This is a genomic window from Pseudoalteromonas sp. NZS71, assembly GCF_015864715.1.
Classification (GTDB): Bacteria; Pseudomonadota; Gammaproteobacteria; order Enterobacterales; family Alteromonadaceae; genus Pseudoalteromonas; species Pseudoalteromonas arctica.
The window spans coordinates 56,082-82,145 of the sequence record NZ_JADYWS010000020.1; the positions used below are offsets into that span (position 1 = coordinate 56,082).

Consider the following 26,064-nt stretch of genomic DNA (forward strand, 5'->3'; position numbering starts at 1 on the left):
AGCTAATTTATTACAGTAATACTAAGCCCTGCATTTATGCGGGGCTTTTTTATGCCACCAGCATTACAGGAGCATATCCTGCTAGCATGTAGAGAATTACCCGCTATGCTTAATTTATTATAAAAACAGTAAGGCTAAATTAGGTTATGCAAAATCGTCGTCAGTTTTCTCGTGTTTTATTTTCAACCGATGCACAAGTGATTTTTAATGATCACCAATACCCATGTAAATTACTTGATGTATCTTTGCATGGCGCATTAATCACTAAATGTGATGCTTTTATTGGCAACCAAAATAGCCAAGCTGTTCTGCGTTTTTCGCTGCCTCAAAGCGAAATAGAAATAAAAATGGAGGTTGTGGTGTGCCATATAGAAGCAGATCATATTGGTTTAAAATGCCACCATATTGATATAGACAGCATTACTTATTTAAAGCGTTTAATAGAGCTAAACTTAGCTGATGACGAACTATTACATCGCGAACTCGCTATGTTGATTCACGACACGCAAGAATAGACTCATTTGGATTAGTTGATTACCATAGTGCAAACTTTTTAACTTGTGCAAACATGACTTTAAATCCACATTTACCTTTGGTGTATCACCCTAACTACTCGTTTAATTTCGATCCAAAGCATCGTTTTGCAATGAGTAAGTTTGCACATTTATATCAGCATGTTGCAGAGCTTGGTTTGATTGGCGATAACCTGGTTGAGCCAATATTAGGCACGCCAGAGCCACTTGAGCTAATACACTGCGAAAATTACATACACGATTTGTGGAATAACCGCTTAGATGAAAAAGCAATGCGTCGCATTGGCCTACCTTGGTCAAAAGAGCTTATGGCACGTACCTTTACAGCTCCTCAAGGTACTTTGCAAACAGCTCGTTTAGCACTTAAACATGGTATAGCGTGCCACTTAGCCGGTGGTACACACCATGCGCATACTGATTTTGGCTCAGGCTACTGCATGGTTAATGATTTAGCCTTTACCACGCAAACTTTAATTGAATCGGGTGAAGTAACTAACGTACTTATTTTTGATTTAGACGTGCACCAAGGTGATGGCACAGCCGCAATGTTAGAGCATCAAGCATACGCTTATACTTGTTCTATCCATTGTGAAAAAAACTTCCCCTTTAGAAAGTCCGCTAGCGATTTAGATATTGGCTTAGCCGATAATATGAAAGACGACGAATACCTTGCCGTAGTTGACGACACCTTGAGTTATTTACTTAAAGAGCTAAACCCAAGCTTGGTACTTTACGATGCTGGCGTTGATATTTGGCAAGGCGATGGCTTGGGTAAATTAGATATAAGCTGGGATGGCATAGTTAAGCGCGACCATTTAGTGCTAAAACGCTGCCTTGAACACAACACACCCGTTGCTACAGTAATAGGTGGTGGCTATGATAAAGACCATCTTCGCCTCGCTAAACGCCATGCTATTGTTGTTGAGCAAGCCGCTCGCTTTTAGTTTGAAATAAAAATGTTAAATTCTCGTTCTTATTTAATATGTAAAATAAGAACGAACATATTATGAAACAACTATTTATTGCCATCGCACTAATTTTTATAAGCTTTACAAGCCATTCGCAAGAAACATACCCTAAGCTACCTACATTAAATTTACAAATGGCTGATGGGTCTGCACTCAATACTCAAGATTTATTAGGTCAACCTTACGTTTTACACTTTTGGGCAACGTGGTGTCCGTACTGTAAAAAGCTGCAGCCAGCACTTCAAAAAATTGATGATATGGGCTTAAAAGTTATTGCCGTGAGCTTTAAAGAAGATGACGATGCTACTCCCGCTAAAGCGCTTAGCGATAGAGGTTATACTTTTAAAACAGCCGTAAAAGCCGATGCAATAGCACAGCAATTAGGTATACGAGGCACACCTACTACATTGTTTGTAAATAAGAAGGCAATGTAATTTGGCTGACTAATACGTCAAACCCAGAGGACGCAAACCTACATTTAAAGGCACGAACATTGTTGCACTCCATATCTGAGTAATAATATAGGTCTAAATTTAGTTTAAAAATATAAGTAATATAAACTTTATACTACAATTTAAGCTCATAAATTAATTGAGATTATAATGCGCCTACTACTTACTTTATTACTAATCACTTTAAGTGGCTTTGCCGCAGCTAAAGAAGAAAAAGCAGAACTTCCACCGGTAGACCCCGCTTACAATGCTGAGCATCCTATGGCTTTGGTTAATCAAGGCTCGTCTATTATTGCAATGAATTTACCCACCTATAATTTACCCAATGATGTGCAAGTTGTTTATAAAATAGGAAACCCCGATGTTCCATTTTTAGGCTTTGTTAGAAATGCCGAGTTAATCACCGTAAAGCCACAAGCGTTTAATATTCAGCATTTAATGCGTGGTGAAGAAATTACGATTATTGCCGATATTTACGAGGGTGATTATCAACAAGGTGGTAGTTTAATTTATTCAAAAAAAGAGTTGGTCTTGAGTAAGCAGCTGTATGCCAGAGAACTAAAAGATTTAAGTGAATCATCGCAATGGCAAGACTACGACATGATTACACTAAGCGGCACTGAGCGTATTTATATTCATAAAATTCAAAAAGCACCGAGCTATAACCATCTTATTTTTGTCGATTTAGTTAATGCGTGTATGCAAAAGCTTCGTACCTCAAAACGTGTCCCAGCTGAAAATGAGCTTACTTATAAATTTATTAATTGCGGCACCCTTAAACCACTTTATTACAATGCTGATGATTTTATGAAATAGTCATTTATATTCAGTTATTAGTTTGAGCCCTTGCTTCATTGCCTCAACTGATTGTCCTGCAAAGCCTAAGCGAACATAACTATATTGCTTAGGCATTAAACTTCTCACTGAATCAGCAAAGTAAAACTCATATTCTGCTTGTAAATATACGCTTTTACTTTGCATTGCTTGTTTTATATTACTCGTATTTTTATTTAAGTTAACCCACATTGCCATGCCGCCATCTGGCTTTTTATACTCTATTGGTAACCCCTGTGATTGCAGCAACGCCAACGTGTTGTCCATTGCTTCATAACGTTGTTTATAGTGTTTAGTCATGCGCTTTAAGTGTCGCTCAAATCCACCTTCTTGCATAAAGTGCGCAACGGCTAGCTGCATAACCACATCATTTTTATGATTCATTAACTGCTTCCATGCGGTTAACTGTGCTAATACTTCAGGAGCTGCACAAATGTAGCCAATTCTAGCGCCTGAGAACATGATTTTAGAAAATGTAGATAAGTAAATAATAATCCCAGCGGGATCGTCCCCAGCCATAGGCTGTAATGGCTGACAGCGATAATGAAACTCGTGATCGTAATCATCCTCTACAATCATTACGCCATACTCATAACATAATTGATAAATTTGCATGCGCCGTGTAGGCGAAAGCGTAACGGTAGTTGGGTATTGATGTAGCGGGGTTAAGTAGAGCATTTTTATTGGATATCGTTTAAGTTGCGCTTTTAAATCATCAACACATAAACCATATTCATCTTGTTTTATATCTATTAATTGCGCGCCACAAGCAGCAAACGCTTTACGTGCTGGCGGATAGCCTAAAGTTTCAACGGCTACGAAGTCATCTTTACTTATAAATGCCTTTGAAATTAAAAATAAAGCTTCTTGTGAGCCATTACATACAAGTAAGTCTGATACTTTTAAACTTCTAGTTTTATGTAAGTAATCACTTATCTGAGTTTTTAGCTCACTCACTCCAGCTATATCGCCATAATGAAGTTTACTGGTATCTAAATGATTAAATATATGACTTACAGAGCGTTTAAATTCTTTATAGGGAAAGCTATTTAAATCAGGAAGTCCACCTGCGAAATTATATACGTAGTCTTTTAAATTCATTGCCAGAGCAGGCACGGCTAACTCTGTAGCAAATTTATAAGGTTTTGGTGTTAAAACTGGCGTGTGCTCACAGTTAACACTGCTTTGAATTGGAAGTGTTTGAGTGACGCTATACCCAGAGCGTTCATGGGACTCTAGCCATCCTTCGGCTACTAATAACTGCAATGCGTTCATTATTGTATGACGGTTTAACTGATACGTTTGCGCCATAACTCGAGCAGAACTTAGTTTTGTACCAGGTGCAATATCTCCCTTTACGATAGAACCGCGCAGAGCATCTGCAACTTGTAAGTACTTAGCTTTGTTTGAGTTATTAAATTCAATATTAAGCGGTTGCATGTTATTCCTTTAAAACTGGTATAGCTAAAAAGCCAATTCTGGTTGTTTTTACCAAACCAAATAAGCGTACATTTGTTGCTCGTAAATAGCAAAGCTTAGAGGCAACATGTTTACTCAACAGATACATAAAACAAATAAGGTCATATTAGAGCCATTAAATTATGAGCATTTAAAAGGCTTATATAAAGCTGGGCAACATCCAAAAATATGGGAATGGGTATTAAGCAACTATACAAAAACACCCGAACAGTTAAAGGAATGGTTTACTACAAGTGCACAATTTAATAAAAAAGAACAAATTGTATTTGCCATAATAGACATAGCCAGCAAAGAGGTTGCAGGCACTACACGACTATTTAGATTAGATGCACATAACTTAAGTGCTGAAATTGGTCATACATTTATAAGCAATCACTGGCAGCAAACTTATATTAATACTCACACTAAATATTTACTGCTTAGCTATGCTTTTGACGCGTTGAATTTAGTGCGAATAACATTTAATACTCACGAACAAAATCAAAAATCTCGAAATGCAATTACTCGACTAGGAGCCCTATTTGAAGGTATAGCTTATAAAGACAGGCTCCTTAGTGATGGGAGTTACAGAAGCACTGCAAAATTTAGCATTATTGACGAGCATTGGCAGAGTATTAAATTACAGTTAGAGGAGAAGCTTTAATGTACCCACCAATACATTTTCAAGAACATAATATTGAACGTTTGCAGACATTAGTTGAGCAATTCCCTCTAGCGAGTATTTTAATGCCCTGTTCGCAAAGTGACTTAAATAATATATGCCAAGTACCTGTATTATATGAGTCCTCACGTAATGTATTTATGGCTCACGTAGCAAAACATAACCCGCTAGCGCAATGTGATAAACAGTCAGTAAAATTACTATTTAGTGGCGATAACTGTTATCTATCTCCCTCGTATAGTAATAATAAAACACTGCCGAGCTGGCTTTATTCATCAGTACAAGTAACTGCAAATGTGAATATTATTGAAAGCGATAATGAGAAAGACAAAATAATGCGGCAATTAACGAGCCATTTTGAGCAAGGCTTTACGCCAATGTGGAAGATTACTGACGTGCCCAAAAGCAATCGCCAAGCAATGTATCTACAATTAAGCTTTATAGAATTTACTCCCACTCATTGGAGTGGAAACTTTAAGCTAAGCCAAAATAAATCACCTGAGGTAAGAGCACGCATAAAACAAAGCCTAAAACTTGCCAATAAGCGCTCTATTGCAAAACTATTTTAGGCATAAAAAAAGGCTCTTTCGAGCCTTTGGATTAACTTTGGAATAGTCAAAAATTTTAAATTAGGTCAGCGTTAATAGCTGTGGAGCAACGCTATGATAATCAACAGCCATAGCAATACTTAACGCTGTAATATTAATAATTGAAAATGCGAACACTTTACGTGCCCAACTGCTCATATCAATATTACGACGATAACCACGCAGCGCCATTAGCAACCACCAAAAGCTGGTAATACAAGCAACAGCCATAAAAGCAGCACCTGTGTAGCCAGTAATTGGCAGTAACATCACCACTAATGCGTATACAGCGATGTAAAGTACAATGTGGCGTTTTGCTTTGTCGATACCTTGCGCTACAGGTAATACTGGAATACCTGCAGCTTGGTAGTCTTTAAAGCGAAAAATAGCGATAGCATAAGAGTGCGGCATTTGCCACAAGCTAAACATAACTAGCAGTATTAACGCGCCCATATCGAACTGCCCTGTTACGGCGCAGTAACCTACTACTGGCGGTACAGCGCCAGAAAGGCTGCCAACAAAAGTGCCATATACTGAGTTACGTTTCATGTAGAGGCTATAAACCCCTACATAAATTACGTAGCCAAAGGCTGCAAAAAATACCGCGGCTTGAGTGGTATAGGCGATAAGTAAACCAAAGCCAATAACGCCCAATAAAACACCGTGGCTAAGTGCAGCAAAGGCCGACATTTCGCCTGTTACTGTTACCCGCGTACGAGTACGTGCCATGGCTACGTCTATGTCTCTATCTATAACATTGTTGATAGCACAACCTGATGCAACCACTAGCGACAAACCAATTAATGTGGCAATCATTAACCATGGATCTATATCACCGCGCGAGGCAAGTAAAAACCCACCCGCTACGCTGATCAAATTGCCCATAATAATACCCGGCTTTGTCACTGATAAATAACGACGAAACATCTTCAACTCCTAGTACATCATCATTGCGTTAGATTCATAAATGATCCAAACAGATAACCCAACAACCATTACGATGATCAGAGCACTGAATAGGAATGAGAAAGTACTTGCACGGCCATTTTCGGTGGTAAAATTAAGGTGTAAAAAGTACTTTAAATGCACCCAAATTTGTACGATTGCAAAAGTAACAATGCTCCAAAGCGTTGTTGCTTTTGAGAAGTCACCTTCCATAACCATATAAAACGGTATAGCAGTTAAAATTACCGATAGCACAAAGCCAATTAAGTAAGTTTTAACACTTCCATGAGATTCATCATGATGATCACTTTGCGCTTGTTTTAACGCATGCGTTTCGCTGTGGCTCATTACATTGCTCCCATCAAATAAACAACGGTAAATACACAAATCCAAACAATGTCTAAGAAGTGCCAAAATAGGCTTAAGCAGCTTAAACGCGTTACGGTTGCTTTGCCTAGACCACGTTTAGCAACTTCAATCATCATTATGGTCATCCAAATTAGTCCAGCCGTTACATGTAATCCATGTAAGCCAACTAATGAGAAAAACGATGTTAAAAAGGCACTTTGTTGTGGGCCATTACCGTGCACAATTAGGTGATGAAATTCGTATACTTCCATACCAATAAACACAGCACCTAAACAAAACGTAACAAATAACCAAGTAAGTGTTAGTGCCTTTTTTTGCCCTTGAGCGGCAATCATGGCAAAGCCAAAGGTAATACTACTAATAAGTAGTGCAGCAGTTTCTACTGCTACAAAGTCGAGTTCAAAAATATCTTTACCCGATACACCACCGGCTGTGTTCATAAAGAGCACAGCGTAAGTGGCAAAAAACGAGGCAAACAATAGGCAATCGGTCATTAGGTATAACCAAAAACCGAATATGGTGTCACCCGATGTATCGTGATGATCATGCACGTGGGCATGATCATCGTGCGATACTGATTCTAAATTTGCAGAAAGTGTACTCACGCTTTTAGCTCCTTAATGCCACTTGAATTATACGCAGCTTCAGTGCGTGCAATTTCATCAGGTTGAATATAGTAATCAACATCGCTGGTGTAACAACGTTTGATAAAGATGGCAATTGCGCCGACTAGCCCAACAACAGCTAACCACCAAATATGCCAAATCATTGCAAAACAGAATACTGTTAAGCTTGCTGCCATTAACACGCCAGCTGATGTGTTTTTAGGCATATGAATAGGGCTATAGTTTGCTTTATCTTGGTATGCTTGGCCTTTTTCTTTCATGTCGGTCCATGCATCAATATCATCGATGTGTGGAATTGTTGCAAAGTTATAAATTTGCGGAGGTGAACTTGTAGCCCACTCAAGTGTATGGCCGTTCCATGGATCGCCTGTTGTATCGTCAAGCGCTTCACGGTCTCTAAAGCTCACATATAATTGAATTACTTGGCTAACAATACCAAACATAATAATTACAGCACCGCCTGCGGCAATGTATAACCAAATGTTCCAATCTGGGTTGTTAGTGTGGTTTAAACGACGTGTCATACCTAAGAAACCAAGTACGTACAACGGCATAAATGCAACGAAGAAACCGATAATCCAACACCAGAATGATGCTTTGCCCCATTTTTCGTTAAGTTTAAAGCCCATTGCTTTAGGGAACCAAAATACAAAACCAGCAAGGTAGCCAAATACAGCACCACCAATAATGGTGTTATGAAAATGTGCAATTAAGAATAAGCTGTTATGCAGTACGTAATCGGCACCAGGAATAGCAAGTAATACACCGGTCATACCGCCTACGGTAAAGGTAACCATAAAGCCAAGTGTCCAAAGTACCGGTACGCTAATACGTAAGCGACCTCGGTAAATGGTAAATAACCAGTTAAACAACTTAACCCCAGTTGGTACAGCAATAACCATGGTCATTACCCCAAAGAACGCGTTAACGTTAGCACTCGACCCCATCGTAAAGAAGTGATGTAACCAAACAATAAAGCCTAAAATTGAGATTGCACCGCTGGCGTAAACCATCGATTTGTAACCAAATAAACGTTTACCGGCAAAGGTAGAAATAATTTCAGAGAAAATACCAAACGCTGGTAATACTAATATGTATACCTCAGGATGACCCCATGCCCAAAACAGGTTGATGTACATCATGGCGTTACCGCCCAATTCATTGGTAAAGAAGTGGAAATCGAGATAACGGTCAAGCGTTAGCATTGCAAGTACAGCAGTTAAAATTGGGAATGATGCTGCAATTAAAATGTTTGCCCACGTACATGTCCATGTGAAAATTGGCATTTTCATTAGGGTCATACCTGGTGCACGCATTTTAAACACGGTTGCTAAAAAGTTTACTGCTGTTAGAAGTGTACCGAGCCCGGATATTTGCAAGGCCCAAATATAATAATCTACCCCCACCCCAGGGCTAAAGGTCAACTCCGAAAGCGGTGGATAGGCCACCCAACCTGTTTTAGCAAACTCACCAAACACTAGCGACATATTAATTAAAATGGCACCGCTGGCTGTAAACCAAAAGCTTAAGTTATTTAAAAATGGGAATGCAACATCGCGAGCACCAATTTGCAGTGGTAAAACAATGTTCATTAAACCAATCATAAATGGCATAGCCATAAATATGATCATAATTACGCCGTGGGCAGTAAATATTTGGTCGTAGTGTTCAGGTGGTAAATAACCGGGCGCACCACTGGTAGCAAGCGCTAACTGAGCACGCATCATAATGGCATCAGAAAAACCACGGAACAGCATTATTAGTGCTAAAAGAATATACATTACGCCTAAGCGTTTATGATCAACAGACGTGATCCAGTCGCGCCAAAGCACGCCCCATTTTTTATACTTTGTAATAAGCCCGGCAATAATAAGCCCAGCTATCGCAATAACCGACATCGTGAACACAAGAATTGGCTCATGAAACGGAATTGCGTCTATTGTTAGTTTACCTAATAACGACATTATTATTCCTCGCCCTGGCTGTGAGATGATGGCATTGAGTGTTCATCCATTGCTTGATGCTTCTTACTCATTTGCCCATGTTCGCCCATTGCATGTTGCTTTTTGTTCATATCGCCATGTGCCTGCATGTATTTCATAACGATGGTATGAAATAAGCCGTCATCAACTTTACCGTAATAAGCAACTGGGTTATTTTCGCTTGCTTTTGCAAGTTCAACATAATTTGCATGAGTAAGATTATTAGCGCTTGAATTCGCTTTTACATCACTCACCCACTTATCAAAACCAGCTTGAGTAGGTGTAGCAATGGCATTAAACTTCATACCAGTAAAGCCTGCACCACTGTAATTTGCCGAAAAGCCTTTAAATGTACCTGGCTCATTAGCAATTAAGTGAAGCTTGGTTTCCATACCGGCCATTGAGTATATTTGACTACCCAATTGCGGAATAAAAAATGAATTCATTGTGCTCTCTGAAGTGATTTTATATTCAACAGGTACATTAGCCGGAAACACTAATTCATTAACCGTAGCAATACCTTGCTCAGGATAAATAAATAGCCACTTCCAGTTTAATGAAACCACTTCAACAGTAAGATGCTTACCTTTACCTTCAATTGGTTTGTAAGGGTCTAGCTCTTGGGTAGACACCCAGGTAATAACACCTAAAATAATCACAATAACAATAGGGACAGCCCAAACTGCGGCTTCAATTTTATTTGAATGAGCCCATTTTGGAGCGTAAATTTCATGAGTTTGCGTGTTTCTATATTTCCATGCGAAATACAAAGTCATCACAATAACGGGAACGACTACAAGCAACATAAGCACGGTTGCGATGATGATTAAATTTTTCTCATCTATGCCTATCTGCCCTTTTGGATCGAGTATCCCGCCTTTACAGCCTGACAACGCCAGCACTGTACTAGCTAAAGCAATATTACAAAGGTTACGAATTAACAAGGGAGTATCCTACAAACCTAAAAGTTCTAATTTGCTGCTTTAAATAAAAAACAAAGCAACGATTTTTCGGTAAAAACCCAAGTTAACTGGAATTAAATTATAAAAAATAAGGGGGCTATTCAAAACCTAAAGCTCATGCCAATAATGACCTAGCAACAAACCCAGCTTTCTAAACGCATTTATATAACGTAATAAAAGTTAACTTGGGTGAGTGGTGGTTGGCTGAAATGTGTTTAAAAAACACTGAGCTACTTTGTTTTAGCTAACCTTAATTATTTACAGCAAGAACAAATAATTAAAACCAGCAACAAAATGCAGCCTTACAGACAACCTGTAAAGCTAGGTGGAGCACGACAACCGTGTGCAACTTGCACTGGCTGAAGAACTTTAGCCTCGCTAAAAGCAAAGGCTGCTTTACGGAGGATAATTCCAGCACGACGCGCTGGAAAAATATGGAACAATAGCCAGCAAAGGCCAATAAGTAACTGACTTGATATGATCGGATGAGCTAAAAATTGCACAATAGTAAGTAACAGCGGCTCTACAATAAACCCATCACTTAATAGCGCTTCAAGCTTGAAGGCATCCTCTAGTGCACCACTTAGCAACATTACAGTATTAAACACTAATAAAGTTATAGCTACACACACGCCCTTGCCTGCTTTATTCAAGCGCTCACACGTCTGCGGCTCGCCAGAGGCAAGATCCGTATTTGTATGATGCAAAGAAAGTGTGTTCAAAAACATTAACCTACTAAAATGACTATAACAAAATTAGAGGAATACAGTTTGCAATGGAAAAATTTAAAAAACATTGCTGTTGTAAGCCCTAAAACCAGGTGCTAAATACAATCAAATCCAGCTAGCACATATTTACCTAGCGAAAATTGATCCGTATCAATCAAACTTTCAAAACTTACTGAAAGTTCGAACGTGAGTATAACAAAGAGAATTTTCTGTTCAACTAAAAATCAATTAATTTGAGTTAATCTTTCGAAGCTATTTTGTTAATAAAAAATAACAACTTAAATAACAATGAGTTGGCTTGAATTAAAAATGATTTAAAGCAGAATATTTAATAAAACTATAGGTTTTTTGGAAGGAATAATAATTGTGTGGCACAAATAAAAACAGCTCAAATTCAGTCACCACCGAAATTGAGCCGCCTTTCACACTGACAACATCTTCACACACAATATAAAGATTCTTGGTTTACATTACGTGGCATTGAAAGGAAATAAAAACAACTCAAACTCTTTTCTGTAGAAGTGAATCCACCGAATTTGAGTTGCCTTTTACACTGACAACATCTTCACACACAATATAAAGATTCTTGGTTTACACTGCGTGGCAATTGCAAGGAAATAAAAACAGCTCAAATTCAGTCACCACCGAAATTGAGCCGCCTTTCACACTGACAACATCTTCACACACAATATAAAGATTCTTTTAAGCGAGGCTAACTTGCCTCAAGCTTATGACGAGAGCCTTGCTCTGTGTCTATGGTTAAACTTTAGAGTGTTAGCTCCAATTTGACAAACGAGAAAAATAAACCTAATAGGTGAAAAAAACTAAACTATAGACGTTTGTCTAATACATTAAGATTGGATTACTTTAGAAGCTATCGAGTTAAGCAGTTTTACAGACACAAAAAAAGCGCTATAAAGCGCTTTTTAATATTTAAGGCGGGCTTAAATAATTTGGTTTTCTTTCCAGGCTTGCTCTTTTGCTAAACGGTTTTTGCGTTTATCACATGGATCATCGCAATCACAGGCTTTATCAATACCAACCGAACCTAAACCACCACAGCTACTCGCCATAGATTTTTTTTGCACGATCATACCAACGGCCATAGCCGAAACTATCAAAATTAGTAAGCCAAAAGTAAGAAGAAAAAGTGACATTGCTTAGCCCCTATTGATCAGCAATTAATTAAACTCAAAAATTTTTGAGCGACTGCTATTATATACCCAAATAACGCGAAAATAAACAAGCCAGCACCATACTACAAATAAGGTTTAAATGCAGGGCTTGAATAAGTAACTAAACCCTTATTTGATTTACCTATTAAGTATACCGGTAAATCGTGCTGCTGAGCGTATGCTTGCGCTTTTTCCATACCCATCACAGTAAGTGCAGTCGCTAAACCATCTGCCGTCATAGCGCTTGGATGAAGCACAGTTACCGACACTAAGTCGTGCTTAATAGGCATGCCGGTCACGGGATCAATTAAATGAGTATAGATCTCGCCATCCATTTTATAAAAAATACGGTAATCACCCGACGTAGCAATACCATTTGTACCTGGCGATAAAACACGATGTACTTTACGCTCACCTGGCGCTGCATCTGGTTGCTCAATCGCAATTTTCCAATCCTGATTATTTGGCTTTTCACCTGCTATACGCAGCTCTCCACCAATCTCAACCATGTAATTGGTAATACTGTGGCTTTCTAATAACTGCGCTACTTTATCAATACCATAGCCTTTAGCCGTTGCCGAAAACGAAAGCTCTAACCCATTAACTGTTTTAGACAGTCCTTGCTCATCTAAAATAAGTTTATCAATACCTATTTTTTCGACCATAGTTGCAAGCTCTTCATCACTTGGGCGATTGGTTGGTTTTTTATCAGGACCAAAGCCCCATAAATCAATTAAAGGCCCCATAGTGACATCGAGTGTTTTAGTTGATTCGCCTAAGCGAATAGACTCGCTGATAACAGCCCTAAAATCTTCGCTAATTGGCATAACTTGATTTGCTGGTAATCTGTTAAATATATTTATTTCAGAGTCTTCTATGTAAGTAGACATAGACTGATTCACATCTTTTAAAACAGCGTCTATTTGCAGCTGTAATTGTGAAGCTGATAGCTGGCCCTGCTCATCGTAATATTTAATATGATAAGTGGTGCCCATAGTCTTACCTTCTAAAAAGGTTTCCCTCGACTCTGGTTTTTCGCCACACCCAGACAGTAATAAGGTCAGTGTGATTAGTAAAAAGGCCATTATGCCTTGTGAAGTACTTACTCGATTCATAACAGCTCTACTTAATAGATTGATAAAATTAAAGAATAAAAAAAGCCTCGTAACACAAGTGCTACGAGGCTGGTATTTTAACCAAAACTAAACTGTTTTGGTATTAGTGTTAGCCACCGAAGTCATCTAGTAAGATATTTTCGTCTTCAACACCTAAATCTTTAAGCATAGTAATAACTGCCGCGTTCATCATTGGAGGACCACACATGTAGTACTCACAATCTTCCGGCGCTTCGTGATCTTTAAGATAGTTCTCAAATAACACGTTATGGATAAAGCCAGTGTAGCCTTCCCAGTTATCTTCAGGTTGTGGATCTGAAAGTGCTGTATGCCATACGAAATTAGGATTTTCAGCGGCTAAGCCGTCAAAATCTTCTACGTAGAACATTTCACGTTCAGAACGTGCACCATACCAAAAGCTCATCTTACGTTTAGAGTTCAAACGTTTAAGTTGGTCAAAGATATGTGAACGCATTGGCGCCATACCAGCACCACCGCCAACAAAGATCATTTCTGCATCTGTGTCTTTAGCAAAGAACTCACCAAATGGACCTGAAATAGTTACCTTGTCGCCTTTTGTAAGTGACCAAATGTACGAAGACATTTTACCACATGGCAAGCTTAGGTTTCTTGGAGGCGGAGCAGCAATACGCACGTTAAGCATAATGATGCCTTCTTCTTCTGGGTAGTTAGCCATTGAGTATGCACGAATTGTTTCTTCGTCTACTTTTGACTCCAGGTCGAAGAAACCAAAATGATTCCAGTCGCCGCGATATTCTTCAGGAACATCGAAATCTGCATATTTAACATGGTGAGGTGGCGCTTCGATTTGGATGTAACCACCCGCACGGAAAGGCACTGACTCATCACCAGGGATTTGCAGTTTAAGTTCTTTAATGAAGGTTGCTTTGTTATCGTTAGAGATAACTTCACAGTCCCATTTTTTAACACCGAAAATTGACTCTTCAAGCTCAATTTCCATGTCGTTTTTAACATTTACCTGACACGCTAAACGACAGCCTTCACGGGCTTCACCTTTAGAAATGTGATCAAGCTCAGTTGGCAGGATATCACCACCACCTTCTTTAATGTGTACACGACATTGACCACAAGAGCCACCGCCACCACAAGCAGATGATACAAATATACCTGACTCAGATAATGCACTTAAAAGCTTATTACCTGCTGATGTAGTAATGGCTTTGTCTTTATCGCCATTAATACCGATGATGATGTCACCGCTTGCAACTAACTGAGATTTAGCACCAATGATCACTAAAACTAGTAGTACAACGATAGCGATAAAAACACCAACGCCTAAGAAAATCTGATAATCCATGATTTATCCTCGCTACCCTTTACAGTGAAATACCAGAGAATGACATAAAGCCAAGTCCCATTAAACCAACAGTGATGAAGGTAATACCTAAACCACGTAAGCCATCTGGTACGTCTGAATATTTCAGTTTCTCACGGATACCTGCAAGTAATGTAATTGCAAGCGCCCAACCAACACCAGCGCCTATACCATAGACAACAGACTCGCCGAAGTCATAGTTACGCTCAACCATGAAAGATACCGCACCAAATATTGCACAGTTAACTGTGATAAGTGGCAAGAAGATACCTAATGCGTTGTATAGTGCAGGGAAAAACTTATCCAATGCCATTTCAAGAATTTGCACAAGTGCTGCAATAACACCAATGAAAGTTAAGAAACGTAAAAAGCTAAGATCCGCATCTGGATAACCTAACCAAGTAAGTGAACCTGGTGCAAGTACCGCATGGTAAACCAAGTTGTTAACAGGTACAGAAATACCCAATACAACTATAACCGCTATACCTAGGCCAATTGATGTAGTTACTTTTTTAGATACTGCTAAAAAAGTACACATGCCTAAGAAGAATGACAACGCTAAGTTCTCAATAAAAACGGCTTTTACAAATAAACTAATATAATGTTCCACTATTTGCCCCTTACGCTTTAGCTTCTACTTGGTCTTTCTTATAAGTACGAAGTACCCATATGAATAAACCAATGATGAAGAATGCACTCGGTGGTAAGATCAATAGACCCATAGGCTGATACCAACCGCCATCTTGTACTAATGGGATAATATCAACACCGAATAGTGAACCCTTACCGAATAGCTCACGAATGAAACCAACAGTAAGTAGTACTACAGAGTAACCTAAGCCATTACCAATACCGTCAAGGAAAGACATAATTGGTGGCGACTTCATCGCATATGCTTCAGCACGACCCATTACAATACAGTTAGTAATAATTAGACCAACGAATACAGAAAGCTCTTTTGCCGTAGCGTAAGAGAATGCCTGTAATACTTGGTCAACAACGATTACCAACGATGCAATAATTGTCATTTGTACGATGATACGAACAGATGATGGGATCTGGTTACGAATAAGCGAGATAAAGAAGCTCGAAAATGCAGTTACTAATGTCAATGCGATTGACATGATTAACGCATTTTTTAAGCTAGACGTTACCGCTAGCGCAGAACAAATACCAAGTACTTGTAGTGCGATTGGGTTGTTAGCTAAAACCGGACCAAATAGGACCGCCTTCATTTCTTTAGTATCAGCCATTATTTCAATGCTCCTTTACGTACTTTCGCAAGGAAAGGGCCAAAGCCATTTTCGCCAGTCCAAAAGTCAACTGCATGATCAACACCGTTAGACGTTAATGTAGCACCTGAAAGACCATCGATCTTATGCTCATCATTGCCCGCAGTACCTTTAACAATTTGAATTGGAAGTTCTTTACCTTCCCATGTAGCAGTCCACTGTGGATTTTGGATTTCGCCACCTAGACCTGGGGTTTCATTATGCTTGTAAAAGATAATGCTCTTAACTGTTTCAGCGTCGCTTTCAAGCGAGATAAAACCGTACATTAAGCCCCATAAGCCGTAGCCTTGGATAGGAAGAATAATTGCATCAACTGAGCCATCTTCTTTTTTAGAGATATACACCGGCGACTCTTTAGTCACACGTTGAATACCAGCAATATCTTTAACGCCTTTCTCTTGAAGAGAAACACTTAGCGCTGCATCATATTTGCTTTTTTCAAAATCAAAAATTGTTGGGTCTGTATCTACAAACTCACCTGTAGTCATGTTTACAACGCGCGCTTCGATTTTTGCATCAAATGTTTCTAAAACATTTTCAACTTTATCGATACCCGCAGCAGCCAAGATATTGCTTTGAATATCTTTGTTTTTATTAGCTTGCTGTAAAGGACGAAGCTGTACAGAAGCAAACGATACAATGATTGCACACACTAAACATAGTGCTACAACAACTGATAACGTTTTACCGATTGATTCGTTATTACTAGACATTACGTGCCAACCTCCGCTTAATATTAGCCTGCACTACAAAGTGATCGAACAGTGGAGCGAATAAGTTAGCAAATAAGATTGCTAGCATCATACCTTCTGGGAAAGCAGGATTCACAACACGTATCATAACCACCATAAAGCCAATTAATAGACCATATGCCAATTTACCTTTGTCAGTAAATGCAGCTGATACAGGGTCAGTAGCCATAAAGAACATACCAAACGCAAAGCCACCTAGTACTAAATGCCAATACCAAGGCATTGCAAATACAGGGTTAGTTTCTGAGCCAACAGCATTTAGTAAAAATGCAGTTGCTACCATACCTAGGAATACACCTAGTACGATGCGCCAAGAAGCGATACGAACGTAAATTAAGAACAAACCACCTACTAACAATGCAAGTGTAGATGTTTCACCTACAGAACCTTGAATGAAACCGTAAAACGCATTCCACCATAATTCCATGTTTGCAAAGTCTAGTTGCCCGATGAAAGCTTGGCCTAGCATAGTTGCACCAGAGAAAGAATCTACTGCTGTCCATACTGTGTCACCCGAGATTTGAGCTGGGTATGCGAAAAATAAGAACGCACGACCGGCTAAAGCAGGGTTTAAGAAGTTACGGCCAGTACCACCAAAGATTTCTTTAGCGATTACTACACCAAACGTAATACCTAACGCAACTTGCCATAAAGGAATCGTTGCAGGCAAAATAAGTGCGAATAATACTGAAGTAACGAAGAAACCTTCGTTAATTTCATGCTTACGCACAGAAGCAAATATTACTTCCCAAAAGCCACCTACTGCAAATGTTACCGCGTAGATAGGTAGGAAGAAACATGCTCCATAGAACATCTTAGCGCCCCAGCCTGCATCAGCGGTTAATTCACCACCGAATAACTGGAACAAACCAACTTGCCACGTGTTTGCTAGTTCAAAACCTTGTGCTAAAGCACCTGCGGCCTGATGACCGATATTGAACATACCAAAAAACATAGCTGGGAACGTCGCCATCCACACTAAAATCATCATGCGTTTTAGGTCGATATTATCGCGTACGTGTGTCGCGCCTTTATTTACGTAGCCTGGTGTATAAAAAATAGTTGCAGCTGCTTCATACAGTGCATAAAACTTCTCATATTTACCACCGGCTTCAAAATTCGGCTCGATATCTTCTAGATATTTTTTTAAACCCATCTCTCTAGCCTTCCTTCTCGATCGTAGTTAAGCAATCGCGTAGGATAGAACCATACTCGTATTTGCCTGGACAAACGAAGGTACATAACGCTAAATCTTCTTCATCAAGTTCAAGCGCGCCCAATGAAATTGCACTGTCTAAATCGCGTGCAATTAAGTCACGTAACAATAGAGTAGGCAAAATATCTAGCGGCATTACGCGCTCGTAGCTACCAATTGGTACCATGGCACGTTTTGAACCACCTGTTGACGTTGTCATTTTAAATAAACGACTCGGCGCAAGGTGAGAAAGGAATGTACGCGTTACAGAGAATTTATCACTACCTGGTGCAATCCAGCCAAACAATTCTTTTTCGCGACCTTCAAGTAAAACAGATACTTGAACGTGGTAACGACCTAAGAATGCATGAACACCGTTTGAAATAGAACCTGATAGAACAGAACCAGAAATAACGCGGTTATCTCCGTCTTCTAGTTCACCAGCCACTAAATCATCCAATGAAGCACCTAATTGTGTTTTCACTAAACGTGGATTTTTAACGCGAGGACCTGCAAGCGAGATAACACGATTTGTGTAAATTTCACCAGTAAGGAATAAGTGACCATACGCAATAACGTCTTGGTAACCAATATGCCAAACTTGTTTGCTAACAGAAACTGCATCAAGATGATGGATATGAGTGCCAACGAGGCCAGCCGGATGCACACCACCAAACTCATGTACTTCTACTTGAGCTATAGATGAGCTAGGAACTTGGCTACCTGCTTTTTTACACACAAATACTTTGCCATCGGTCAAACGCGAAATAACAGCAAGACCCGCTTCAAATGCTTGCGCATTTTCTGCAATTATTACTGCAGGATCTGCAGCTAATGGGTTTGTGTCAGTTGCGGTCACGAAAATAGAACTAGGATTTGCATCCACAGCCGCTACTTTACTGAATGGGCGAACACGAAGTGCTGTCCATTGACCAGACTGGATAAGTACTTCTTTGGCTTTTTCACGCTCTAAGCTCGCAAGCTCGTCTGCTTTGAAAGAGTCAAAGGTGATTTGCTCACTGCCTGCTACTTCAATAACAACAGATTGCAGCACACGTTTAGCACCACGATTTATTTCTTTTACTGTGCCAGAAGCTGGAGCAGTAAATAGGACGCCTGGGTTCTTTTTATCTTCAAAAAGTACCTGGCCTTTTTTGACTTGGTCATCCACACGAACATGCATGGTTGGACGCATACCGATAAACTCTTCGCCAAGCACAGCTACACGTTTGACAGCAGAACCGTCATGTATAACTTGCTGTGGCGCGCCCTCTAAGGGTAAATCCAGACCTTTTTTTATATTGATCATACGCACTTGCATTACATTAAAGGAAAGAAACTGAAAAATCGTATCAACCACGTCGCCATTTGAGTTATTCCAAGTTATATCAAGGTACAAAAGAGCAGCTTGCTAGAAATATCAAACAAGCAACGTAGTAAAACTCATCACATATTGTCGAGATTTTAACATCATTTTAGATGACTATGCGAGTGTATTTATGAAAATTATACGACAGAAACACTTATTTAGTTTTGTTAAGTGATTTAAATAAAAATCAAGGTAGACCAAAGTGGTAGCCTAAGCAATTATCGTTCCTGATTTCATCGCAAATTAAACAAATCGCATAATACAAAAAAAGCCGCTATTGCGGCTTTTAATAACTAGGGCCTGTTGACCTTTCAGGATTAAAATTTGTTCAATCTAGGGGCTATTTAATCGCGGCGTGAGGTTTGTAACCTAGTGGGCTAAGTAAAAACCGAGCAACAAAGAGTAAATAGCCCCTAGGCAGAACCCTTTGGGCAGCGCATGTTTGGCATTTATTCCACGTTATCGCCCATTTATGGGGAATAACCACACTACATAGGCTCTGCCTTGCCTAAATACCAAACAGGCTGCTGCAAATTTAACCTCGAAAGATAAACAGGCCCTAAGTTCTGTTAGTCAATCATATTAGCAATTGGCTTAACTGAATCTATGTCTTGATCGTAGTCAACACCGTCTATACCAAAACCAAATAAGCGTAAAAACTCATTATGGTAACCAACATAGTCTGTTAGCTCATCAATGCTGCTTGTATCAACACTATCCCATACAGCTTGAACGCGTGCTTGCACATCGTCTTCTAGCTCTTTATAATTTTGGAATAAATGCCCACCGTCGTCAAAGCGAGGTGATTCACCGTAAAGGTTTTCACTAAATAATGCGTGAATTTGCTCAATGGTGCCTTCATATGTGCCATCTGCTTTCATAACTTTAAATAAAGCAGAAATATATAACGGCATAATAGGAATAGCAGAACTTGCTTGTGTCACTACTGCATTAAGTGATGAAACATACGCCTCACCATTTAAATCTTTTGTTGATTCTTTAATAGCAGCCGTTGCACGGTCTAAATCTTCTTTAGCTTTACCAATAGTAGCGTGTCCGTATATTGGCCATGTTAGTTCTTTACCAATATACGTATAAGCAGTCGTTTTAAAGTTATCAGCAAGTACATCGGCTTCTTTTAAAGCGTCAATCCACATTTCCCAATCTTCACCACCCATTACTTTAATAGTGTTGTCGATATCGTCTTGGTTTGCTGCTTCTACCGTAATTTCATCAATTTCACGCTTTGATGTATTTAGGTTTTTAGTAGTAACGGCACTGCCAATTGGTTTAAGGGTAGAAGAAAACACTTCACCAGTGTTTGGATCAGTACGACGAGGCGATGCAAGGCTGTAAATAATGCAGTCTATTTTACCTAAATCGGCTTTGATAGTATCGATTGCTTTTTGCTTGATTTCGTTAGAAAACGCATCGCCATTAATATTTTTAGACCAAAGACCCGCTTCGTCTGCAGCTTCTTGAAAAGCAGCCGTATTGTACCAACCGGCAGAACCTGTTTTACGATCGGTACCTTCTTTTTCAAAGAAAATACCTAATGTTTTAGCACCACCACCAAACGCAGCAGTAATGCGCGATGCCAAGCCGTAGCCTGTTGATGCGCCAATAACTAATACATTTTTTGGTGCACTTTTTAATGCCCCTTGTTGTTTTACATAGTTAATTTGTTCTTGAACATGCTCTGCACAACCAGCTGGGTGTGCGTTTGTGCAGATAAATCCACGAATTTTAGGCTTAATGACCATTGATCATCCTATATCTTTTACAATAAAAATTAGCGCTAGTTTAAAGGCTAATACTAAAAACACTGATCTGATCAGTTAAACACTCATCAAATACTCTAAAACATTACTTAGCTAATTTTAGAGCCACCCATACAATTAGGTGAATCAGGCGCTTCGCCGCCCTGCTCTGTATACTCATCTGGTGTATATGTATGAATAGCGAGTGCATGAATATGATTTGCTAACTCATCTTTTAAAATTTCATTAATTTCGCGATGACGTTGTAATAAACGCTTACCCGCAAAACCTTCGCTAACAACTACTACTTTAAAGTGTGATTCAGTGCCAGCACTGTGCATATGACTTTCATTGATTACGTTTAAATGTTTACACGCAATGGCGTTGCTTATTTTTTCTTGGATCTGTTGCTGCATTGACATAAAAAGACCGTTTTAATTAGCTAATTTATACACTTACTATAACAATTTAACGCAGCGATTGGCTAACTAAATTGCTTTTGCTTAATGTGTTTAATAAATCGGTAAGTTAAACTTATTCGCGGATGCGCAAGTGTTGTTTGCCTAGGTATTGCATGTTGGTAGTCTCGTTGGCTATGCCCATTCATTATTAAGCAGCTGCCACTTTGTAATTTTAAGTCAGTTACTTTATTGCTTGCCTTGTGCTTTAACTTTAAAACCCTATCAGCTCCTAAAGATACACACACAATTGTTGGTTTATCACCAAGCTCTATTTCATCATCACTATGCCATCCCATCGTATCATTACCATCTCGGTAATAATTAACGAGCAATGAGTTCAGAGGCTGGTTTAAATGTGCTTCTAAACGCTTTCTCATATTAAGTAACAATTCATCCCATGGTTCTACTATTTGCTTACTACTTGAATACCCGTATTCAATATTTAAATCACTCATGAAACATTGCAGTCGTGGAATAGGCCCCGTTTTGCCGTAAACGGTTACATCGGGTTGCTGCCAACGTAGGTTTTTTTGCAAATAATAAAATAGATCGAGGCTTTTTTGCGCACTAAGTGCCCTACTTTGATAAGAAAAGCCATTTGGTAACTGTTGGGGGTTGGCGTTTTGCCGTTGCATGTTAGAATTTACCTACATTAGATTACTGATCAACGAACCATTATGACGACGCAAGCCCAGCTAGGCGATAAAACCTTTACTCTTGAACGCTTTCCATTGGATCAAAAAAACCGCAGCTTACAAGCGTGGGATTCGGCAGATGAGTACCTTATCAATTATGTTAACGAACATCACCCTGATTGTCGCTCATTGCTTATTTTAAACGATAGCTTTGGTGCGCTTGCTTGTTATTTTAATAAGTTAACGGTTTGTTCAGTTAATGATTCTTATATTAGCCACCAAGCTGCGGCTTATAACTTACAAGAAAACAAGCTGCCTACAGCAGAGTTTACGCAAGTAGATAGTTTGTCGGCATTACCAGAGGATGTAGATTTAGTACTTATTAAAATCCCTCGTAATGTGGGTTTTTTACAGTTCCAATTAAGTGAACTTAGTGAAGTACTTGCACCTGGTACACCAGTAATTGCCGCAGGTAAAACAAAAGAAATTCATAATTCAACAATAAAATCATTTGAGCAATTTATTGGTGAAACAACAACAAGCCTAGCAGTTAAAAAATCACGTCTAATATTAAGCAATGCCAAAGGCGGATATAAAGCAGCAGACTTCCCTACAACATGGGAACTTGAAGGTACTGAGTTTAATATAACAAATCATGCAAATGTGTTTTCGCGTGATTCGTTAGATATTGGTGCGCGCTTCTTTTTTAACTACTTACCAGAAACACCAAAAGCTAAAAGCATTATTGATTTAGGCTGTGGTAACGGCGTTGTTGGATTAATGACGCTGGCTCGCTGCCCTAATGCATCAGTTACTTTTGTTGATGAGTCTTACATGGCTGTGGAGTCGGCTCGGTTAAATGTAGAGATTAACCTAGGCGATAAGTTTGATAACTGTGAGTTCATCGAAAACGACTGTTTAACAGGCTTTGAAAGAGACAGTGTGGATATGGTGCTATGTAATCCTCCATTTCACCAAGCTCAAGCTGTTACCGATCACATTGCTTGGCAAATGTTCAAGCAAGCAAAAGATACTTTAAAAGAAGGCGGCGAACTGCGCATTATTGGTAATCGTCATTTAGATTATCATGATAAATTGAACCGCATGTTCGGAAACTGTAAGTTGTTAGGGTCAAACAAAAAGTTTGTCGTTCTAAGTGCAACTAAAAATAGTGGAATGCTATAAATGAAATTAACAAACATTATAATTGGGTGTTGTGTATTACTAATACTTGGTGGCTGTGCAAATCAGCCTAGCCAAGTAATACTTAACCCTGTTTATAAAAGCGGCCAAATAAGCTCTATAAATAGTAGCTTAAGTACTAGTGTAATTGATTTACGAGGTGATACATCAACACTTAAACTTATTGGGTCAGACAAAACTAAAACCTTTGCAAGCCAAGGTATTACTAGCTCTATTAAAAGTGTTTTAGATAGTGCACTTAGCCGCAATGGCGCCAGTATTTCTAATTTGGCAAGTGTACGCTTTGAAGTAGATATTCATGCACTACAAGCGGTAGTAACCGAAAAACTAGTGAGCCATACCAGTGAAGCCCATATAGAACTTGGCGTGCGAGTTATTCGCGCCTCAAGTAACTTTAGTAAAGTGTATAGAGGTAGTGCTAATTTAGAAGGGCCATTTAGTCACGAGCGAGCAAAAATAGAAGGTCAGCTCAATAAGTTGACTGAGCAAATTATTACCCGCATTGTATCTGACCCTGAATTAATAGAATTTTTAGAAGGTTAACTATGAAACGACTTTTTTTAATCTGCTTAGGCCTATTCTTTAGTGTAAGTAGCTTAGCAGCCCAAGAAGGCCGCTTTGTGCAAAAGGATAATATTTTTCCACGCGTCGAAATTGTAACGACTATGGGTAGTATAGTGGTTGAACTTGATCGTTCAAGAGCACCCATCACAGTCAATAACTTTTTAACTTACGTGTCAGATAAAAGCTATCAAGGTAGTGTTTTTCACCGTATTGAACGTGATGTAGAAAACGAGCGCGACTTTGTTATTCAAGGTGGTGGCTACGATAAAGATTACGACGGCCTACACGAAAATGACCCTATTTTTAATGAAAGCGGTAACGGTATGAAAAACGATATGTATAGCATTGCTATGGCGTATCAGGACCGTGAGCCTCACTCTGGTACTCGTCAGTTCTTTTTTAATATGGATAACAACGATCACTTAAACCCAGGTAAAGATTGGGGTTTTGCTGTTTTTGGTAATGTGATGGAAGGCTACGAAACACTAGACAAAATTATGGCTGTAGAAACGGGCTTTAATGAAAAAATTGGTTACGATTTTGTACCTGTAAAACCAGTGGTTATTTTAAACATAAAAATGCTTGAGCAAGTCCCACTGTAATTTTTTAAGAGCAGCTTAGCTGCTCTGCATCTAAGCCAATGAAGGCCCTATGAGCAAATCACTCTCTATTAGCGAATATTTTTCTTACTTTAAAGACAAACGCTTAATCCATATTTTTATATTTGGTATGAGTAGCGGTTTTCCGTGGGTACTAATTGGCTCTGTTATGTCGGCTTGGCTAAAGGATGAAGGGCTAAGCCGCAGTATGATTGGCCTATTTGGCATTGTATTTGGCGCCTACAGTATCAACTTTTTATGGTCGCCACTCATTGACCGTACAAAACTCCCTGTTTTATATAAATGGCTAGGCCAACGCCGCAGTTGGATACTATTTTGCCAAAGCTTTATTTTTATTGGCACCCTGCTACTAGCTGGCCTTGATTTAAAAGCTAATCTGGCAATTGTTGCTGCAATTTGTTTATTAATCGCCATTGCTTCTGCGACACAAGACATTGCAATTGATGCATTTAGAATAGATACACTAAGCGAAAAAGAATCGCACAAAGCAACAGCAGCTGCAGCTATGGCAACGTCTGGTTGGTGGACAGGTTATGCGCTTTTAGGTGCCATTCCGTTTTATATGGCCGATATCCCCTCGCTCGACTGGCCACAAATTTATTACTTTTTAGCTGCTGTAATGCTGCTGCTAATGAGTGGAGCACTGTTTGCAAAAGAGCCTGAATCTAACCGCGAAGCAGTACATGCCGAACTTGAACGTGTGTACCTTGAAAAGCTCTCATCAGCAAAACAAACGCCACTTACCAAAACGGTTGCCTGGCTTGCAGTAACCGTTATTGACCCCTTTAGAGCTTTTTTTACTAAAAACGGCGTTAAAACAGCATTGGCATTACTTGCGTTTATTTTCTTATTTAAGATAGGCGAAGCGTTTTTAGGGCGTATGTCGATTGTGTTTTATAAAGAAATTGGTTTTAGTAATAGCGACATAGCAACATTCTCAAAGGTAGGTACGGCGGTGCTTACAATCATATTTACCTTTGTTGGTAGTTTATTTAATCAAAAATATGGCATTGTTAGAGGTTTATTTATAAGTGGCATTGCAATGGCTGCTTCAAACTTAGCCTTTTCGTGGATCGCTTTAGTTGGCCCTGATTTAAGGCTATATGCCTTTGCTATTGTTATTGATGGGTTTACGCAAGCATGGTCGTTAGTGGCTATGGTCGCCTTTATATCGATGTTATGCGATAGAGCATTTAGTGCAACGCACTATGCATTACTGGCATCATTAGGAAATTTAGGACGAACATTACTTTCGAGCTACAGTGGTGTCGTCATTGATGATTGGTTAATGGGGAATTGGTCGCTGTTTTTTGTTTTAACAGCCTTAATGGTTTTACCTTCACTGATATTTTTATATCTGATTAGGCATAAGTTGTATGAGCTTGAGAGAAATTATCATCAAAATATTTAATGCATCCCTGCATTAACATATTGCTTAGC

Annotated in this window: 27 protein-coding genes and 1 pseudogene; 10 read left to right on the forward strand and 18 right to left on the reverse strand. The window is 39.2% G+C overall.

Annotation, left to right across the window (positions count from 1 at the left end):
• Positions 1-146 precede the first annotated feature (146 nt).
• From I6E85_RS14015 to I6E85_RS14030, 4 genes and pseudogenes are all read left to right on the forward strand, one after another.
• The gene (locus I6E85_RS14015) at positions 147-515 is read left to right on the forward strand and encodes a PilZ domain-containing protein (RefSeq protein WP_007581201.1); all 369 of its coding nucleotides are present in this window, start codon (positions 147-149) and stop codon (positions 513-515) included.
• 53 nt (positions 516-568) lie between these two features.
• Positions 569-1,477 carry a histone deacetylase gene (locus tag I6E85_RS14020; protein WP_024589271.1) on the forward strand — a complete coding sequence of 303 codons (909 nt, stop codon included), beginning with the start codon at positions 569-571 and terminating at the stop codon, positions 1,475-1,477.
• Positions 1,478-1,539: 62 nt separating this feature from the next.
• Positions 1,540-2,018 (forward strand): annotated as a pseudogene (locus I6E85_RS14025) (TlpA family protein disulfide reductase).
• Positions 2,019-2,103: 85 nt separating this feature from the next.
• Positions 2,104-2,769, forward strand: a complete 666-nt coding sequence (locus tag I6E85_RS14030) for a hypothetical protein (protein WP_024589272.1) — start codon at positions 2,104-2,106, stop codon at positions 2,767-2,769.
• Here the strand turns inward: I6E85_RS14030 and I6E85_RS14035 are convergent, their stop codons facing one another.
• Positions 2,770-4,227, reverse strand: a complete 1,458-nt coding sequence (locus I6E85_RS14035) for a PLP-dependent aminotransferase family protein (RefSeq protein ID WP_024589273.1) — start codon at positions 4,225-4,227, stop codon at positions 2,770-2,772.
• A 106-nt stretch (positions 4,228-4,333) separates the two neighbouring features.
• On the opposite strand from I6E85_RS14035, the gene I6E85_RS14040 reads away from it, so the two are divergent.
• Together I6E85_RS14040 and I6E85_RS14045 are read left to right on the forward strand one after the other, a co-directional pair.
• Positions 4,334-4,909 carry a GNAT family N-acetyltransferase gene (locus tag I6E85_RS14040; protein ID WP_024589274.1) on the forward strand — a complete coding sequence of 192 codons (576 nt, stop codon included), beginning with the start codon at positions 4,334-4,336 and terminating at the stop codon, positions 4,907-4,909.
• The gene (locus I6E85_RS14045) at positions 4,909-5,496 is read left to right on the forward strand and encodes an FMN-binding negative transcriptional regulator (protein WP_024589275.1); all 588 of its coding nucleotides are present in this window, start codon (positions 4,909-4,911) and stop codon (positions 5,494-5,496) included. The genes I6E85_RS14040 and I6E85_RS14045 overlap by 1 nt, the downstream gene beginning before the upstream one ends.
• A gap of 60 nt (positions 5,497-5,556) precedes the next feature.
• Here the strand turns inward: I6E85_RS14045 and cyoE are convergent, their stop codons facing one another.
• From cyoE to I6E85_RS14130, 17 genes are all read right to left on the reverse strand, one after another.
• Positions 5,557-6,441 (reverse strand): heme o synthase, encoded by an 885-nt coding sequence (cyoE, locus tag I6E85_RS14050; protein WP_007581172.1) that lies wholly within the window; start codon positions 6,439-6,441, stop codon positions 5,557-5,559.
• A 9-nt stretch (positions 6,442-6,450) separates the two neighbouring features.
• Positions 6,451-6,807: a cytochrome o ubiquinol oxidase subunit IV gene (cyoD, locus tag I6E85_RS14055; protein WP_024589276.1), complete on the reverse strand. Its 357-nt coding sequence runs from the start codon at positions 6,805-6,807 to the stop codon at positions 6,451-6,453.
• The gene (cyoC, locus tag I6E85_RS14060; protein ID WP_024589277.1) at positions 6,807-7,433 is read right to left on the reverse strand and encodes a cytochrome o ubiquinol oxidase subunit III; all 627 of its coding nucleotides are present in this window, start codon (positions 7,431-7,433) and stop codon (positions 6,807-6,809) included. The genes cyoD and cyoC overlap by 1 nt, the downstream gene beginning before the upstream one ends.
• Positions 7,430-9,418, reverse strand: a complete 1,989-nt coding sequence (cyoB, locus tag I6E85_RS14065; RefSeq protein ID WP_007581166.1) for a cytochrome o ubiquinol oxidase subunit I — start codon at positions 9,416-9,418, stop codon at positions 7,430-7,432. Before cyoB ends, cyoC begins: the two co-directional genes overlap by 4 nt.
• A gap of 2 nt (positions 9,419-9,420) precedes the next feature.
• Complete coding sequence (cyoA, locus tag I6E85_RS14070; RefSeq protein ID WP_024589278.1) at positions 9,421-10,380, reverse strand: ubiquinol oxidase subunit II; 960 nt, start codon at positions 10,378-10,380, stop codon at positions 9,421-9,423.
• 320 nt (positions 10,381-10,700) lie between these two features.
• A complete protein-coding gene (locus tag I6E85_RS14075; protein ID WP_007581161.1) occupies positions 10,701-11,120 on the reverse strand; it encodes a hypothetical protein in 420 nt (139 codons plus the stop codon).
• A gap of 950 nt (positions 11,121-12,070) precedes the next feature.
• Positions 12,071-12,283, reverse strand: a complete 213-nt coding sequence (gene nqrM / locus I6E85_RS14080; protein ID WP_007376137.1) for a (Na+)-NQR maturation NqrM — start codon at positions 12,281-12,283, stop codon at positions 12,071-12,073.
• 101 nt (positions 12,284-12,384) lie between these two features.
• Complete coding sequence (locus I6E85_RS14085) at positions 12,385-13,416, reverse strand: FAD:protein FMN transferase (RefSeq protein WP_024589279.1); 1,032 nt, start codon at positions 13,414-13,416, stop codon at positions 12,385-12,387.
• A 109-nt stretch (positions 13,417-13,525) separates the two neighbouring features.
• Positions 13,526-14,755: an NADH:ubiquinone reductase (Na(+)-transporting) subunit F gene (gene nqrF, locus I6E85_RS14090; protein WP_007584893.1), complete on the reverse strand. Its 1,230-nt coding sequence runs from the start codon at positions 14,753-14,755 to the stop codon at positions 13,526-13,528.
• A gap of 19 nt (positions 14,756-14,774) precedes the next feature.
• Positions 14,775-15,383 (reverse strand): NADH:ubiquinone reductase (Na(+)-transporting) subunit E, encoded by a 609-nt coding sequence (nqrE, locus tag I6E85_RS14095; RefSeq protein WP_007584892.1) that lies wholly within the window; start codon positions 15,381-15,383, stop codon positions 14,775-14,777.
• Between the two features lie 10 nt (positions 15,384-15,393).
• Positions 15,394-16,026 (reverse strand): NADH:ubiquinone reductase (Na(+)-transporting) subunit D, encoded by a 633-nt coding sequence (locus tag I6E85_RS14100; RefSeq protein ID WP_007584891.1) that lies wholly within the window; start codon positions 16,024-16,026, stop codon positions 15,394-15,396.
• A complete protein-coding gene (locus tag I6E85_RS14105; protein ID WP_007584890.1) occupies positions 16,026-16,778 on the reverse strand; it encodes a Na(+)-translocating NADH-quinone reductase subunit C in 753 nt (250 codons plus the stop codon). Before I6E85_RS14105 ends, I6E85_RS14100 begins: the two co-directional genes overlap by 1 nt.
• The gene (locus tag I6E85_RS14110) at positions 16,771-17,973 is read right to left on the reverse strand and encodes an NADH:ubiquinone reductase (Na(+)-transporting) subunit B (RefSeq protein ID WP_007584889.1); all 1,203 of its coding nucleotides are present in this window, start codon (positions 17,971-17,973) and stop codon (positions 16,771-16,773) included. The genes I6E85_RS14105 and I6E85_RS14110 overlap by 8 nt, the downstream gene beginning before the upstream one ends.
• A 4-nt stretch (positions 17,974-17,977) precedes the next feature.
• Positions 17,978-19,321, reverse strand: a complete 1,344-nt coding sequence (locus tag I6E85_RS14115) for a Na(+)-translocating NADH-quinone reductase subunit A (protein ID WP_010555190.1) — start codon at positions 19,319-19,321, stop codon at positions 17,978-17,980.
• Positions 19,322-19,950: 629 nt separating this feature from the next.
• A complete protein-coding gene (gene fabV, locus I6E85_RS14120) occupies positions 19,951-21,144 on the reverse strand; it encodes an enoyl-ACP reductase FabV (protein WP_024598284.1) in 1,194 nt (397 codons plus the stop codon).
• A gap of 107 nt (positions 21,145-21,251) precedes the next feature.
• The gene (locus I6E85_RS14125) at positions 21,252-21,563 is read right to left on the reverse strand and encodes a BolA family transcriptional regulator (RefSeq protein WP_024598285.1); all 312 of its coding nucleotides are present in this window, start codon (positions 21,561-21,563) and stop codon (positions 21,252-21,254) included.
• Positions 21,564-21,625: 62 nt separating this feature from the next.
• On the reverse strand, positions 21,626-22,237 hold the full coding sequence (locus I6E85_RS14130; protein ID WP_076925155.1) for an alpha-ketoglutarate-dependent dioxygenase AlkB: 612 nt from the start codon (positions 22,235-22,237) through the stop codon (positions 21,626-21,628).
• Between the two features lie 42 nt (positions 22,238-22,279).
• Between I6E85_RS14130 and I6E85_RS14135 the strand changes: the two genes are divergently transcribed.
• The 4 genes from I6E85_RS14135 to I6E85_RS14150 are packed head-to-tail and all read left to right on the forward strand — an operon-like array spanning position 22,280 to position 26,035.
• Positions 22,280-23,422 (forward strand): methyltransferase, encoded by a 1,143-nt coding sequence (locus I6E85_RS14135; RefSeq protein ID WP_024598287.1) that lies wholly within the window; start codon positions 22,280-22,282, stop codon positions 23,420-23,422.
• Positions 23,423-23,983, forward strand: coding sequence for a YajG family lipoprotein (locus I6E85_RS14140; RefSeq protein WP_197237034.1), 561 nt, complete (start codon positions 23,423-23,425; stop codon positions 23,981-23,983).
• A 2-nt stretch (positions 23,984-23,985) separates the two neighbouring features.
• Positions 23,986-24,606 carry a peptidylprolyl isomerase gene (locus I6E85_RS14145; RefSeq protein ID WP_024598289.1) on the forward strand — a complete coding sequence of 207 codons (621 nt, stop codon included), beginning with the start codon at positions 23,986-23,988 and terminating at the stop codon, positions 24,604-24,606.
• 49 nt (positions 24,607-24,655) lie between these two features.
• Positions 24,656-26,035, forward strand: coding sequence for an MFS transporter (locus I6E85_RS14150; protein WP_170072009.1), 1,380 nt, complete (start codon positions 24,656-24,658; stop codon positions 26,033-26,035).
• Positions 26,036-26,064 lie beyond the last annotated feature (29 nt).

Coding starts and splice junctions, on each gene's coding strand:
- I6E85_RS14015 (WP_007581201.1), top strand. CDS start 147: ATGCAAAATCGTCGTCAGTTTTCTCGTGTTTTATTTTCAACCGATGCA.
- I6E85_RS14020 (WP_024589271.1), top strand. CDS start 569: ATGACTTTAAATCCACATTTACCTTTGGTGTATCACCCTAACTACTCG.
- I6E85_RS14030 (WP_024589272.1), top strand. CDS start 2,104: ATGCGCCTACTACTTACTTTATTACTAATCACTTTAAGTGGCTTTGCC.
- I6E85_RS14035 (WP_024589273.1), bottom strand. CDS start 4,227: ATGCAACCGCTTAATATTGAATTTAATAACTCAAACAAAGCTAAGTAC.
- I6E85_RS14040 (WP_024589274.1), top strand. CDS start 4,334: ATGTTTACTCAACAGATACATAAAACAAATAAGGTCATATTAGAGCCA.
- I6E85_RS14045 (WP_024589275.1), top strand. CDS start 4,909: ATGTACCCACCAATACATTTTCAAGAACATAATATTGAACGTTTGCAG.
- cyoE (WP_007581172.1), bottom strand. CDS start 6,441: ATGTTTCGTCGTTATTTATCAGTGACAAAGCCGGGTATTATTATGGGC.
- cyoD (WP_024589276.1), bottom strand. CDS start 6,807: ATGAGCCACAGCGAAACGCATGCGTTAAAACAAGCGCAAAGTGATCAT.
- cyoB (WP_007581166.1), bottom strand. CDS start 9,418: ATGTCGTTATTAGGTAAACTAACAATAGACGCAATTCCGTTTCATGAG.
- nqrM (WP_007376137.1), bottom strand. CDS start 12,283: ATGTCACTTTTTCTTCTTACTTTTGGCTTACTAATTTTGATAGTTTCG.
- I6E85_RS14085 (WP_024589279.1), bottom strand. CDS start 13,416: ATGAATCGAGTAAGTACTTCACAAGGCATAATGGCCTTTTTACTAATC.
- nqrF (WP_007584893.1), bottom strand. CDS start 14,755: ATGGATTATCAGATTTTCTTAGGCGTTGGTGTTTTTATCGCTATCGTT.
- I6E85_RS14100 (WP_007584891.1), bottom strand. CDS start 16,026: ATGGCTGATACTAAAGAAATGAAGGCGGTCCTATTTGGTCCGGTTTTA.
- I6E85_RS14105 (WP_007584890.1), bottom strand. CDS start 16,778: ATGTCTAGTAATAACGAATCAATCGGTAAAACGTTATCAGTTGTTGTA.
- I6E85_RS14110 (WP_007584889.1), bottom strand. CDS start 17,973: ATGGGTTTAAAAAAATATCTAGAAGATATCGAGCCGAATTTTGAAGCC.
- I6E85_RS14115 (WP_010555190.1), bottom strand. CDS start 19,321: ATGATCAATATAAAAAAAGGTCTGGATTTACCCTTAGAGGGCGCGCCA.
- fabV (WP_024598284.1), bottom strand. CDS start 21,144: ATGGTCATTAAGCCTAAAATTCGTGGATTTATCTGCACAAACGCACAC.
- I6E85_RS14125 (WP_024598285.1), bottom strand. CDS start 21,563: ATGTCAATGCAGCAACAGATCCAAGAAAAAATAAGCAACGCCATTGCG.
- I6E85_RS14130 (WP_076925155.1), bottom strand. CDS start 22,237: ATGCAACGGCAAAACGCCAACCCCCAACAGTTACCAAATGGCTTTTCT.
- I6E85_RS14135 (WP_024598287.1), top strand. CDS start 22,280: ATGACGACGCAAGCCCAGCTAGGCGATAAAACCTTTACTCTTGAACGC.
- I6E85_RS14140 (WP_197237034.1), top strand. CDS start 23,423: ATGAAATTAACAAACATTATAATTGGGTGTTGTGTATTACTAATACTT.
- I6E85_RS14145 (WP_024598289.1), top strand. CDS start 23,986: ATGAAACGACTTTTTTTAATCTGCTTAGGCCTATTCTTTAGTGTAAGT.
- I6E85_RS14150 (WP_170072009.1), top strand. CDS start 24,656: ATGAGCAAATCACTCTCTATTAGCGAATATTTTTCTTACTTTAAAGAC.